The following is a 12,270-nucleotide window of genomic DNA, read 5'->3' on the forward strand; positions in this document are numbered from 1 at the left end:
GGCTCACACCAGGCGGAGCCCGGTGCTCACACCAGGCGGAGCCCGGTGCTACTCCCCGCGCCGGATGCCCAGCGGAGCGCCGATCTCCTGCGCCATCACCCGGCCCGCCTCGAACTCCAGGGTCTCGTCCCCGATGTCCGCCTGATCGGTGTCCAGACCGTCCAGCTCCTCCAGGGGCTGGTTCAGGCGGACGTGGATGAGGACGGACTGGAGGGCGCGCAGCACCGCGGAGGCCGTCGAGCCCCAGTTGGAGAAGTAGGAGAACTGCCACCACCACAGCGCCTCGGTGGTGCGGCCCGCGCGGTAGTGCACCATGCCGTGCCGGAGGTCGGTGATGATGTCGGCGAGGTCGTCGGAGATCCGGGCCGGCACGGGGGCCTTGCGCGGCTCGTACGGGTCGAAGACCTCGGAGTAGACGTCGACGGGTTCCAGCAGCCGGGCGAAGTTCTCGCGCAGCCCGTCCACGTCCGGCTCGGGGCCCGGGTCGGGCTCGTAGCGATCGTCGGGGACGATGTCCTCGTGGGCACCCAGCCGGCCGCCGGCCAGCAGGAGCTGGGAGACCTCCAGGAGGAGGAAGGGGACCGTCGATCCGGGTTCGTCGCCCCTCGCCACCTCCGTGACGGCCACCAGGAAGCTCTCGACCTGGTCCGCGATCTGGACCACGAAATCGTCCGGATTCTGCGTCGAGTCGTGCAGCGTGGCGTCAGACATCTAGCAGTCGTCTCCCCTCGAAGGCGCGGCCGAGGGTCACCTCGTCCGCGTATTCCAGGTCGCCACCCACCGGGAGGCCGCTGGCCAGGCGGGTGACCTTCAGGCCCATGGGCTTGATCATGCGAGCGAGGTACGTCGCCGTCGCCTCGCCTTCCAGATTCGGGTCCGTGGCCAGGATCAGTTCCGTGACCGTCCCGTCGGCCAACCGCGCGAGAAGTTCTCGTATACGCAGGTCGTCGGGTCCGACACCCTCGATCGGGCTGATCGCGCCGCCGAGCACGTGATAGCGGCCCCGGAACTCGCGGGTGCGCTCGATCGCCACGACGTCCTTCGGCTCCTCCACCACACAGATGACGGAGGCATCGCGGCGCGGGTCGCGGCAGATGCCGCACAGCTCCTCCTGCGCGACGTTGCCGCAGGTGGCACAGAAGCGGACCTTCGCCTTCACTTCCAGGAGGGCCTGCGCGAGCCGCTTCACGTCAGTCGGCTCGGCCTGAAGGATGTGGAAGGCGATCCGCTGCGCGCTCTTGGGACCGACGCCGGGCAGCCGTCCCAGCTCGTCGATGAGGTCCTGGACCACGCCTTCGTACAACGGACTGCCTTTCCTGGAGACCTGTCGGTACGTACCGTAGTCGGCGCCCGGCTCCGCGTGGAAGCCGGAGGCGTCAGAACGGCAGGCCGGGGATCCCGCTGCCGCCGCCCAGCCCCTGGGCCAGCGGGCCGAGCTTCTGCTGCTGGAGCGTCTGCGCGTTCTCGTTGGCCGCCTGTACGGCTGCCACGATCAGGTCGGCGAGGGTCTCGGTGTCCTCCGGGTCCACCGCCTCGGGGTCGATCTTCAGCGCGCGCAGCTCACCGGCACCGGTGACGGTGGCCTGCACCAGACCGCCGCCGGCGTGCCCGTCGACCTCCGTGTTCGCCAGTTCCTCCTGCGCCCGCTGCAGGTCCTGCTGCATCTTCTGCGCCTGCTGGAGCAACTGCTGCATGTTGGGCTGGCCACCGGGGATCACGATCAGCTCCTCGCCGTCTTCCGCGTCGTCGTCTCCGACGTTTTCTCCGTCGTCACTGAGCCTACGTGGTCCACGCGGTCACTGCCCCGCCACTCTTTCGAGTGAGAACGACGGCAGTCGTATTCCTGATCAAGGCCCTCTTCCGAGCGGAAAAGTCGGGAAAGCTCCCTCTGTGCCACCCGTTGGGCGGTAGGAAGGTGACCGCGCGTCGGCATGGAATGTCACGCAACGTGACCGGTCGTGAGCAGTAGGGAGTGCCGGGTGGGTCAGCCGGAGATGCAGCCCGAGGGTCCGCCTCAGGACGGGCGGGGCGAGGGTGCGGCCGGGCTGCGGCCTGCCGATCTGACCGGACGCGCCTTCCCGCTCGGAGACTGGGGCGAGCCCGCCGAGCGACTGGACGAGCTGTACCGATGGGTGGAGCGCCGGGCGCTGGAGACCGCCGCCTGGTATCTGCGGGACCGCCTCTGGAAGCGGCGCGGGGCGCGCGTGCTGCGGGTCGGGGCGGCGTCCGGAGCCGTGGCCGGGGCGGCACTGCCCCTGCTGGACCTCACCGGTGCGGCCGGCGGGGTGGCGCCCTTGGGCTGTCTGGCGCTGCTGCTCGGGGTCACCTGCGTCGGCATCGACCGCTATTTCGGGGTCACCTCCGGCTGGATAAGGGACGTGGCCACCGCGCAGGCGGTGCAGCGGCGGCTTCAGGTGTTGCAGTTCGACTGGGCGTCGGAGAGCGTGCGGGAGGTGCTGGGACCGGCGGAGGGCACGGCGAGCGAGGCGGCCGAGCGGTGCCTGTCGGTACTGCGGCGCTTCTCGGAGGACATCACGGAGCTGGTGCGCACGGAGACGACCGACTGGATGGTGGAGTTCCGCACGGGTTCGGCACCGCTGGGCATCCAGACGGCGGTGGCGTCGGTGCCACGGCAGGAGGCGGGCGGTCCGGGGGGCCGTTTCCCGCTGCCGCCGGCGAACGGGAGCCGCCCGAACATGCCCCGGCAAAGGCCACCGGAGCCGCGCTAGGAACCGGCGGTGCCGCGACGGCCGCCGGCACCAGCGCGTGGGCTCGCCGGAGCCGGACGGCGGCCCCCGATGCCCGGCACCGCGGTCCCGATGGCGACGGCGTTCTCCGTGCTCAGCCACTGAATGTGGGTGCCCCGCCGCCACTCCCCGCAGTCGGATGACGGGAGTCACGGCACGCGCGCGGACGGACCCCGGCGGGACCCGTCCGCGGCCGTTCGCTTGCCGTTCAACCAGCCCGACGATGACGGGAGTCGGTCACCGCCCCGGTCACCTCCTGCTGTACGTCAAGCTCTCCCCGCCGTTCGCCTTCGCCCGCTTCAGCCGCCCGTCCGGCAGCAGGGTGACCTCGGTGGCCTCGCCCGGGGTGCAGGAGGAGGCGGGTTCACCGGTGGTCACGGTGGAGGGGCCGATCTTCAGCGGCCCGTCACCGCTGGGCTGTTCGGCGAGCTCCGCCTCGAACACACAGTGGTACGAGCCACCGCCCTCGGTCGGCCCGTCCGCGACCAGCGTCAGGACGCTGTCCCCCACCTCGCCCTGCCGGATGGTCAGTTCGCGGGCGTTGGATCCGCCCGCGTTGTCGATGGTCGTCCGCCAGGTGCCCAGATAGGCGTCCGGTACCGCTCCGGCGCCGGTGGTGGAGGCGGACGGGGACGGCGCCGAGCCGGTCGGCGTGGGCTCGCCGGAGCCGGACGGCGGCCCGGAGACGGCGGTGGGCGCCGGACCGCCCTTGCCCGCGCCCTTGTCGTCGGTGCCGCTGCCGTTCTTCATCAGCGCGTACACGGAGCCGCCCGCGCCCAGCGCCACGACCAGCGCGATCACCACGAGCAGCACGGTGGACCGGTCACCGCGCCGCTCCGGCTCCGCCGGCATCCCCACGCCCGGCGGGCCGTACGGCGGCGTGGAACCGAGCCCGCCGCCATAGGGGTTGTACGTCTGCGGCCCCGCTCCCCAGCCCCCGACACCGGCCTGCTGCGGATACGCGTAGGCGGCGGCATGTGAGGGCTGCGCTTGCTGCGGAGAGGAGTGCTGATGCGACTGGGAGAACTGCGGGGACTGCTGTGGGGCTTGAGAGAAGGGGGGCTGGTGCGGGACCTGAGAGAAGGGGGGCTGCTGTGGAGGCGGAGAGAAGTGCGGGGGCTGCTGTGCAGGTCGCGCGTGCTGCTGAGAGGGCTGCTGATAAGGCTGCGGGAGCTGGGAAGGCTGCTGTGGGAGCTGCGGAAGCTGCTGGGGATGCGGTGTCCCGTACGCCTGCCCCGGACCGGCCCCGAGCCGGGGAGGCGCCGGGGGCATGCTGGGCGGCGGAGGCTGAGCGGAAGCGACGGTGGGCAGACGATCGACCCCCACCGACCCCCCGTCGGAAACAGCGGTGTGTTCAGGGGACACACCGTCACCACGGGAAGAGCCCCCACCGCCGACACCCTGACCATCACCGACACCACCGGCCGGCGAACCGCCCCCGGCACCACCTGAGAACGCCCCAGCCTCAACGAAGGGCGCCCCGACCCCGGCACCACCGAAGGGCGCCCTGGCTCCGGCTCCGGCTCCGGCACCACCGGACGGCACCCCGGCTCCGGCTCCGGCTCCGGCACCACCGGACGGCACCCCGGCTCCGGCTCCGGCTCCGGCACCACCGGACGGCACTCCCCCGGCACCACCGGACGGCACTCCCGCCAGGGCACCACCGGACGGCACTCCCGCCAGGGCACCACCCGCATCCGCCGACGGCGCTTGCCCCCCACTGGGGCCACCCGCACCCGACGACGATGGCGGCACGGGCGGTGCGGGTGGGAAACCCTCCCCGGACGCACCCGCACCCGACGAATCCACCGCACCGTCCCCCGCCACGTCAGCACCAACACCGCCACCGGCACCCGCACCGGCACCCGACGCCCCGCCACCGGCACCGGCACCGGCCCCCGACGCCCCGGCCCCCGCACCCCGCTCCGGATTCTCCACCTCCAGCAGCTGCACGGCATGCCGCCCCAACTGCGCGACCAGCGAACTCGGCAGCCACGGATCCCGGGACCGCCCCCCGACCACGGTGTCCTCCACCCCGGTCCGTTCCAGGATCACGTCCAGCGAGGGCCGTGCTCCCGGATCCTTGCGCAGACAATGCCGCACCAGGTCGGCGATCCCCTCCGGCACCCCCGTCAGATTTGGCTCCTCCTGGGCGATCCGGAACATCAGCGCGTGCGCCCCGCTGTTGGCGGCCCCGAACGGCAGCGCCCCGGTCGCCGCATAGGCGAGCACGGACCCGAGGCAGAACACGTCACACGCCGGCGTGATCCGGTCCCCCCGCACCTGCTCGGGCGCCATGAACCCGGGCGACCCGACGAGCGACCCGGTCCGTGTGAGCCCTTCCCCGCCGCCGGTCGCCGTCTCCAGTGCCCGCGCGATCCCGAAGTCGATCACGCGCGGCCCGTCGATGGTCACCAGCACGTTGGACGGCTTGAGATCCCGGTGCACGATCCCGGCCGCGTGGATGTCCTTCAGCGCCTGCGCGAGCCCCGCCGCCAGGATCCGTACCGACCGCTCGGGCAGCGCCCCGTGATCATGCCCGACGACCTGTTGCAGGCTCGGCCCGGCCACGTACCCGGTCGCCACCCACGGCACGGCCGCCTCGGTGTCGGCGTCCAGCACGGGCGCGGTCCAGTGCCCGCCGACCCGGCGCGCGGCCTGCACCTCCTGCCGGAAGCGTGCCCGGAACTCCTCCTGCTCGGCCAGTTCCTCGCGGACGAGTTTCACGGCGACGGTGCGCCCCCGGTCCGACCGGGCCAGGTACACATGCCCCATGCCACCCGCGCCGAGCCGCGCCAGCAGCCGGTAGGCACCGATCTTCCCCCAGCCTCCGGCCGGGAGTGCCCTTTGATCCCCCGGTCCCAGCTTCTCCATCCCCGCGCCGCCTTCCCCCCATAGTTCCGCAACGACCGACAATAGTGCGCCGGTACGGCGGCGGCCCCGGACCGCTGTCTACGGTTCCGTAACAGGCTCGCCCAGGTCGTCGGCGCCGCCGCACGAGCGGGCTCCCGCCCGCGGCCGTGGACAACCTGTCGCGGATTGCCCCCGTCCAGGGAACAAGACGCCGATGTCGCTTCCGCATCGCGGACATTTACCCTCGCGGGCATGACCCCTCAGCCCAGCCCCGAAGCCGGCGCCGCAGTGAAGGCCGCGGACCGTGCACACGTGTTCCACTCCTGGTCCGCCCAGGACCTCATCGACCCGCTCGCCGTCGCCGGCGCCGAGGGGTCGTACTTCTGGGACTACGACGGCACGCGGTACCTGGACTTCACCAGCGGGCTCGTCTATACGAACATCGGCTACCAGCACCCCAAGGTCGTCGCGGCGATCCAGGAGCAGGCCGCGAAGATGACGACCTTCGCGCCCGCGTTCGCGATCGAGGCGCGCTCGGAGGCGGCCCGGCTGATCGCCGAGCGGACCCCCGGCGACCTGGACAAGATCTTCTTCACCAACGGCGGCGCGGACGCCGTCGAGCACGCGGTGCGCATGGCCCGGCTGCACACGGGCCGCCCGAAGGTGCTCTCGGCGTACCGCTCGTACCACGGCGGTACCCAGCAGGCGATCAACCTCACCGGCGACCCGCGCCGCTGGGCCTCCGACAGCGGCGGCGCCGGAGTCGTCCGCTTCTGGGCGCCGTTCCTCTACCGCTCGCGCTTCTACGCCGAGACCGAGGAGCAGGAGTGCGCCCGGGCGCTGGAGCACCTGGAGACGACGATCGCCTTCGAGGGCCCGGCGACGATCGCCGCGATCATCCTGGAGACCGTCCCCGGCACCGCCGGGATCATGGTGCCGCCGCCCGGCTACCTGGCCGGCGTGCGTGAGCTGTGCGACAAGTACGGCATCGTCTTCGTCCTGGACGAGGTGATGGCCGGCTTCGGCCGGACCGGCGAGTGGTTCGCGGCCGACCTGTTCGGCGTGGTCCCCGACCTGATGACCTTCGCCAAGGGCGTGAACTCGGGGTACGTCCCGCTCGGTGGTGTCGCGATCTCCGGGAAGATCGCGGAGACCTTCGGCAAGCGCCCGTACCCCGGCGGCCTGACGTACTCCGGCCACCCGCTGGCCTGCGCCGCCGCCGTCGCCACGCTCGAGGTGATGGCGCAGGAGGGCGTGGTCGAGAACGCCAGGCGGCTGGGCGAGACGGTCGTCGGCCCCGGCCTCGCCGAGCTGGCCGAGCGGCACCCGAGTGTGGGCGAGGTGCGCGGTGTCGGCATGTTCTGGGCGCTGGACCTGGTGAAGAACCGGGAGACCCGGGAGCCGCTGGTGCCGTACAACGCGGCCGGCGAGGCCAACGCCCCCATGGCCGCGTTCGCGGCTGCCGCCAAGAAGCACGGCGTGTGGCCCTTCGTGAACATGAACCGCACGCACGTCGTCCCGCCGTGCAACGTCACCGAGTCCGAGCTGAAGGAGGGCCTGGCCGCGCTCGACGCCGCGCTGACCGTGGCGGACGAGTACACCGTGTGACGACCCCCGCGCGGGGTGACGCGGTGTGACCGAACCATGGCTGCCGCCGGGCCCGTCCGAACGCGTAAGGTGACGTGCTCGTAAGCAAGAGGGACCCGCGTAGATCGCGAGTCTGTACGAGTACGTCACCCGGACGTGTGAAGAGAGGCACCGATCATGCCCGGCAATGGCACCGTGACGCGCAGCACCCTGCGCCAGCAGATCGCGGACGCGCTCCGTGACGAGGTGCTCGCGGGGCGACTGCGCCCGGGCCGGGCGTTCACCGTCAAGGAGATCGCCGACCAGTACGGCGTCTCCGCCACCCCCGTCCGCGAAGCCCTGGTCGACCTGTCCGCCCAGGGCATCCTGGAGGCCGACCAGCACCGCGGCTTCCGCGTGCCCGAGTACTCGGTCACCGACTACCGGAACATGATCGAGGCCCGCAGCCTGGTCACCGACGGCATGTTCCAGGCCCTCTCCGCCGGCCACCCCGCCTTCCGGACCCCGCCGGAGGACCCGCGCACGGCCGCGGCCCTGGCCACCGTGCGCCGCCGCGGCGAGGAGGCCCAGCGGGCCGCGACCGCCGGCGACCTCACCGTTCTCGTCGGCTACGACCTCCGGTTCTGGCGCGAGTTGAGCGCCCTGTTCGGCAACCCCTACCTCGGCGACTTCCTGCACCGCCTGCGCGTGCAGTCCTGGGTCTGCGCGGTGCAGTACCTGCTGCGCCTGCCCGACCTGCGCGGCCGGCTGTGGGCCGGGCACACCGAGTTGGTCGACGCGCTGGGCCGGCGTGAGGCCGAGACCGCCCGTACGCTCGTCGCCGCCTCCAACGCCCACTCGCTGGCACTGCTGGAACACCTGACCAACGGGTAGATGACCGGTACGGCCCGTACGGGGGGAGCCGCCCCACGGACGTACCGACTACCCTGCCCTGACCACCTGCTGCCGTGCGTGACCGCGCGCCCGCCGATGCGAGGAGCCCTCTTTTGGCCTGTGACCTGTGGCTGGTACCGCTCGTGGACGTGTTGTGCCACACCCCGGACAATCCCTTCGCCGAGGAACTCGCGCAGTACAACAAGGCGCTGGCCGAGGCCGGCCTGCCGCCGGTGCCGGTGTATCAGTACATGCCGGGCCTGTCCGGCGACGTCGCCCCGGTCGCCGGCTTCGACTACGACGCCCTGCACTTCCTGCGCCGGGCGTACCTGCTCCAGGTCTGCGGGCTGCCGGTGACGCCGGTGGACGAGTTGGGCGGCGACTACGAGCAACTCCTGGAGATGTTCGAGTCCACCGCCCAGCAGTCCCACCTGGTCTGGCACTACGACCACGCGGGCGCGTACGTCCCCGTGGACTTCCCGCACCCGCTGTCGAACGACGAACTCCTCGCGGGCGGCGGCCCGTTGGGATCCGCGCAGACGCTGCTCAGGGAACTCCAGTACGTCGCTGCGACCATCGGCATCGACCCGGCGAACCCGCCGGCGGCCCCGACCCCGCCGGCGGCCCCCACCGAACTGGAGGAGCCGGCCGTCCCGGCCCCCTACGACCCCAGCCCCTTCGCCCGCGAGCGCCACGTCTGGCTGGGCCTGCACGCGGCGGCGACCCGCTCCCTGGCCCAGGGATCGATGATCGTCTTCAGCTGAGGGCCGGGGTAGCGCGTGCGGAAAGGGCGGAGAGTGGGGATGCCGGCCGAGGTGCTCAGGTCGTGAGCCCCGCCGGGACCCGGAGGAGCGGGCGGTCCTACGGCGGCCCGGGAACGCCCTCGGCTCAGTCGGCCTGCGGCAGGGGCCAGCCCAGCTGCATGAACAGCCCCAGCCGGTCGCTCACCGCGCGGATCTCCGTGATCTTCCCGTCGGCCAGGGTGAAGATCCAGATCGCCTCGATCTCGAAGGACCGGCCGGTCGGCTCGGGCATGCGCGGATGCGCCGCGCTGTGCACACCCCGCTGGGTCACCCGGGCCACGACCCGGTCCCCTTCCCCGATCAGCTCGTCCACCTGCACGGTGAGCGGAGCAAGCGCCTCCGCCTGCTGGCGCAGCCCCTCGAAGGCCGCCCCCGGCTCGTCCGCCTCACCGTGGATGATCTTGTTGTGGTCCACCACGTCGGCCGCCATGAACCGGGGCAGATCCGCCGGCCGGTTCTCACTCACAGCCTCGAAGAAGCCCTGAACGACCTTCTTGGCCTCGTCTGTTCCGCTCATCCCGGCTCTCCCCCTGTGCTGTCGGACATCGCTCGCGGCACTGTAGACGACGGGCGTGGGTGGCCGCACGGTCGACGGTCCTGCTCCCGGCACGGCGCGACGAACAGGCGCTGCCCGGCACCCCGGGGGGCTCCAGGCGGTGGGTGACAGCGGATCGGCGCCGGACCATGCCGTCGAGCAGCGACTGGAGGCCGCTACGGCCGCAGGTCGGGTATGCGGCCGATGAGATGGATCACCGGGGGCCACAGCACCCCGCTCGCCATCAGCAGGGACGGGCCGAGGTGCACCGGGCACACGAGCAGGGGCGGTTTGTCGTGCCGCGTCACCTCGAAGACGGCCGGGTCGCGGCAGTCCGTGCCGCCGGCCTGGTGGCCCTCACCGCCGTACGGTCCCCGGCATGGCGCGTTCCGGTGGTCGCTCATGTACCGATTGTCACCGGGCAGGACACGATGACGCCCGCCGATCATGCCCGGGGGCCGATCGACGGGCGCTTCGGTGAGGTGCCTACAGGAACGAGTTGATCTCGATCGTCTCGTCCCGGCCCGGGCCCACGCCGATCGCGGAGATCGGGGCGCCGGACATCTCCTCCAGCGCCTTGACGTAGTTCTGGGCGTTCTTCGGGAGGTCGGAGAAGGACTTGGCCTTCGTGATGTCCTCCGACCAGCCAGGCAGGGTCTCGTAGACCGGCTTCGCGTGGTGGAAGTCGGTCTGGGAGTACGGCAGCTCCTCGACGCGCTTGCCGTCGATCTCGTACGCCACGCAGACCGGGATCTGCTCCCAGCCGGTCAGCACGTCCAGCTTGGTGAGGAAGAAGTCGGTCAGGCCGTTGACGCGGGTCGCGTAGCGGGCGATGACCGCGTCGAACCAGCCGCAGCGGCGGTCACGGCCGGTGGTCACGCCCCGCTCGCCGCCGATGCGGCGCAGTGCCTCGCCGTCCTCGTCGAAGAGCTCCGTCGGGAACGGACCGGCGCCGACCCGGGTCGTGTACGCCTTGAGGATGCCGATGACCCGGCTGATCTTCGTCGGACCCACGCCGGCGCCGGTGCACGCGCCGCCCGCGGTGGGGTTCGAGGAGGTCACGAAGGGGTACGTGCCGTGGTCGATGTCCAGCAGCGTGCCCTGGCCACCCTCGAACAGGACGACCTTGTTCTCCTCCAGGGCCTGGTTGAGGACCAGGACCGTGTCGGCGACGTACGGCTTGATCTGCTCGGCGTAGCCCAGCAGCTCCTCGACCACCTGGTCCACGGCGATCGCGCGCCGGTTGTACAGCTTGGTGAGGATCTGGTTCTTGGCGTCGAGCGCCGCCTCGACCTTCTGGGTCAGGATCGACTCGTCGTAGAGGTCCTGGACCCGGATGCCCACGCGGTTGATCTTGTCCGCGTAGGTCGGGCCGATGCCGCGGCCGGTCGTGCCGATCTTGCGCTTGCCGAGGAAGCGTTCCGTCACCTTGTCGACCGTCACGTTGTACGGCGTGATGACGTGCGCGTTACCGCTGATCAGGAGCTTGGACGTGTCGACGCCACGCTCGTTCAGACCGCTCAGCTCGGAGAGCAGGACCGACGGGTCGACGACGACGCCGTTACCGATGACCGGCGTGCAACTGGGAGACAGGATTCCGGAAGGGAGAAGGTGAAGGGCGTACTTCTGATCGCCCACGACCACCGTGTGGCCGGCGTTGTTACCGCCTTGGTAACGGACCACATAGTCGACGGAGCCACCGAGTAGGTCCGTCGCCTTTCCCTTGCCTTCGTCACCCCACTGAGCACCGAGCAGCACAAGTGCGGGCACGCGCGTACACCCCTTCCGGGCGGGGCATGTCCAAGGTCGGGGGCGTGGGCGTAAGGTTCACCGCCGCGTACCACCGCGACCGTCGTCGGTCGCACAACCGTCGGACCGGATGCCCCGGAATAGACGAAGCCCCTGGCGCAATAGCGCAAGGGGCTCTTGCACAAAGATGCTACCCGAGGAAGCGAGGCAGGACCGAGGTGGCGACTTTCGCGACGTCCGATCAGCTGCTGGTGATCATCGATCCGGGGGCCCGGCAGGCGGACGGAGAGTCCGTACGAATCGCGAAAGACGTGCTCAGCGCGGGTGCGGCGGCCAAACTGTGTCTGCCGGAGGGACCGGAGGAGTTCGCCCGCGCACTGGGCCGGAGGGGATCCCGGCGGCCGGTCGTGGTCGGCGACGGCCGGGCCCTGGCCCGCGCGGTCACCCTGCTGCACCGGCAGCGGGAGCTGTCCGGATGCGCGCTGTCGGTGGTACCGGTGGGGGACACCGCGCTCGCCGAGTCGCTCGGGGTGCCCAGAGGCACGGTGGCGGCGGCGCGGGCGGTCCTGGACGGCGTCGAGCGGCGCCTGGACCTCCTGGTCGACGACAGCGACGGCGTGGTGCTGGGCGCGCTGGGCATCCCGCCGGCGCCGGTGCGGGCGGCTGCCGCCGAGCCGCTGCCGCTCGCCTCGGGCCGGCCCTGGTACCGCTCCCTGGTCCGCACCCTGGCGCCCCGGCCCGCCCGGCTGTCCGCCGTGCCGTCCCCCTGCGCGGCCCGGGTGCGGGTGGAGGTCGACGGGGAGACGGTGGTCGACCTGGACCAGCCGGTGGAGGCGGTGTCGGTGGCGCCGGGCACGCACGGGGCGGCTTCGGTGGAGGTACGGCCGCTGTCGGTGGGCGCGGCGGCGACGCCCCTGCTGGCCTCCGGCCGCACGGTGACGGTCACCGGGGCGGACTTCCGCTACCGGGCGGACGCGACCGTGTCGGGACCGGTGCGCAGACGGACGTGGCGGGTGGCGGAGGGGGCCTGGGGGCTCGTCCTGCCCGCCGACCGGTGATCCGCCCGGCCCCCCTAAAGGTCTGGTGACAAATATTTAACCGCGCCGACCCCTTCCCGTGCACA

12 protein-coding genes are annotated in these 12,270 nt (G+C 71.8%); 5 read left to right on the forward strand and 7 right to left on the reverse strand.

Annotated features, from left to right (window positions below; translation table 11 throughout):
• Positions 1 to 48 precede the first annotated feature (48 nt).
• The 3 genes from ACIGYR_RS33285 to ACIGYR_RS33295 all read right to left on the reverse strand — a co-directional run bounded on the left by ACIGYR_RS33285 (position 49) and on the right by ACIGYR_RS33295 (position 1,718).
• A complete protein-coding gene (locus tag ACIGYR_RS33285; protein WP_391847637.1) occupies positions 49 to 711 on the reverse strand; it encodes a DUF5063 domain-containing protein in 663 nt (220 codons plus the stop codon).
• A complete protein-coding gene (recR, locus tag ACIGYR_RS33290; RefSeq protein ID WP_225824805.1) occupies positions 704 to 1,303 on the reverse strand; it encodes a recombination mediator RecR in 600 nt (199 codons plus the stop codon). The genes ACIGYR_RS33285 and recR overlap by 8 nt, the downstream gene beginning before the upstream one ends.
• 73 nt (positions 1,304 to 1,376) lie before the next feature.
• Positions 1,377 to 1,718 (reverse strand): YbaB/EbfC family nucleoid-associated protein, encoded by a 342-nt coding sequence (locus ACIGYR_RS33295; RefSeq protein WP_391847636.1) that lies wholly within the window; start codon positions 1,716 to 1,718, stop codon positions 1,377 to 1,379.
• Between the two features lie 261 nt (positions 1,719 to 1,979).
• On the opposite strand from ACIGYR_RS33295, the gene ACIGYR_RS33300 reads away from it, so the two are divergent.
• Positions 1,980 to 2,729, forward strand: coding sequence for an SLATT domain-containing protein (locus ACIGYR_RS33300; RefSeq protein ID WP_399606453.1), 750 nt, complete (start codon positions 1,980 to 1,982; stop codon positions 2,727 to 2,729).
• Positions 2,730 to 2,996: 267 nt separating this feature from the next.
• On the opposite strand, the gene ACIGYR_RS33305 is transcribed toward ACIGYR_RS33300, so the two are convergent.
• Positions 2,997 to 5,621 (reverse strand): serine/threonine-protein kinase, encoded by a 2,625-nt coding sequence (locus tag ACIGYR_RS33305; RefSeq protein ID WP_399606452.1) that lies wholly within the window; start codon positions 5,619 to 5,621, stop codon positions 2,997 to 2,999.
• 231 nt (positions 5,622 to 5,852) lie between these two features.
• Here ACIGYR_RS33305 and ACIGYR_RS33310 point away from each other — a divergent pair, with 231 nt between their 5' ends.
• The 3 genes from ACIGYR_RS33310 to ACIGYR_RS33320 all read left to right on the forward strand — a co-directional run bounded on the left by ACIGYR_RS33310 (position 5,853) and on the right by ACIGYR_RS33320 (position 8,824).
• Positions 5,853 to 7,208 (forward strand): aspartate aminotransferase family protein, encoded by a 1,356-nt coding sequence (locus ACIGYR_RS33310; RefSeq protein WP_399606450.1) that lies wholly within the window; start codon positions 5,853 to 5,855, stop codon positions 7,206 to 7,208.
• A 156-nt stretch (positions 7,209 to 7,364) separates the two neighbouring features.
• The gene (locus tag ACIGYR_RS33315) at positions 7,365 to 8,060 is read left to right on the forward strand and encodes a GntR family transcriptional regulator (protein ID WP_399606448.1); all 696 of its coding nucleotides are present in this window, start codon (positions 7,365 to 7,367) and stop codon (positions 8,058 to 8,060) included.
• A 113-nt stretch (positions 8,061 to 8,173) separates the two neighbouring features.
• Complete coding sequence (locus tag ACIGYR_RS33320) at positions 8,174 to 8,824, forward strand: hypothetical protein (protein WP_391847631.1); 651 nt, start codon at positions 8,174 to 8,176, stop codon at positions 8,822 to 8,824.
• A gap of 124 nt (positions 8,825 to 8,948) precedes the next feature.
• Here ACIGYR_RS33320 and ACIGYR_RS33325 read toward each other — a convergent pair whose 3' ends face one another.
• From ACIGYR_RS33325 to ACIGYR_RS33335, 3 genes are all read right to left on the reverse strand, one after another.
• Complete coding sequence (locus ACIGYR_RS33325; RefSeq protein ID WP_391847630.1) at positions 8,949 to 9,380, reverse strand: ester cyclase; 432 nt, start codon at positions 9,378 to 9,380, stop codon at positions 8,949 to 8,951.
• A 194-nt stretch (positions 9,381 to 9,574) separates the two neighbouring features.
• Entirely contained in the window at positions 9,575 to 9,802 is a 228-nt protein-coding gene (locus ACIGYR_RS33330; RefSeq protein ID WP_399606444.1) for a hypothetical protein, read from the reverse strand.
• An 82-nt stretch (positions 9,803 to 9,884) separates the two neighbouring features.
• A complete protein-coding gene (locus ACIGYR_RS33335) occupies positions 9,885 to 11,168 on the reverse strand; it encodes an adenylosuccinate synthase (protein WP_399606441.1) in 1,284 nt (427 codons plus the stop codon).
• 197 nt (positions 11,169 to 11,365) lie between these two features.
• On the opposite strand from ACIGYR_RS33335, the gene ACIGYR_RS33340 reads away from it, so the two are divergent.
• Positions 11,366 to 12,205 carry a diacylglycerol kinase gene (locus ACIGYR_RS33340; protein ID WP_399606439.1) on the forward strand — a complete coding sequence of 280 codons (840 nt, stop codon included), beginning with the start codon at positions 11,366 to 11,368 and terminating at the stop codon, positions 12,203 to 12,205.
• Positions 12,206 to 12,270 lie beyond the last annotated feature (65 nt).

Origin of the sequence: Streptomyces sp. NPDC053076, from assembly GCF_044546845.1 — a bacterium.
Taxonomy (GTDB): Bacteria; Actinomycetota; Actinomycetes; order Streptomycetales; family Streptomycetaceae; genus Streptomyces.

What these genes read in the sequence shown, in the direction of transcription:
- ACIGYR_RS33315 (WP_399606448.1), top strand. Translation starts at nt 7,365, where the DNA reads ATGCCCGGCAATGGCACCGTGACGCGCAGCACCCTGCGCCAGCAGATC.
- ACIGYR_RS33305 (WP_399606452.1), bottom strand. Translation starts at nt 5,621, where the DNA reads ATGGAGAAGCTGGGACCGGGGGATCAAAGGGCACTCCCGGCCGGAGGC.
- ACIGYR_RS33285 (WP_391847637.1), bottom strand. Translation starts at nt 711, where the DNA reads ATGTCTGACGCCACGCTGCACGACTCGACGCAGAATCCGGACGATTTC.
- ACIGYR_RS33310 (WP_399606450.1), top strand. Translation starts at nt 5,853, where the DNA reads ATGACCCCTCAGCCCAGCCCCGAAGCCGGCGCCGCAGTGAAGGCCGCG.
- ACIGYR_RS33325 (WP_391847630.1), bottom strand. Translation starts at nt 9,380, where the DNA reads ATGAGCGGAACAGACGAGGCCAAGAAGGTCGTTCAGGGCTTCTTCGAG.
- ACIGYR_RS33330 (WP_399606444.1), bottom strand. Translation starts at nt 9,802, where the DNA reads ATGAGCGACCACCGGAACGCGCCATGCCGGGGACCGTACGGCGGTGAG.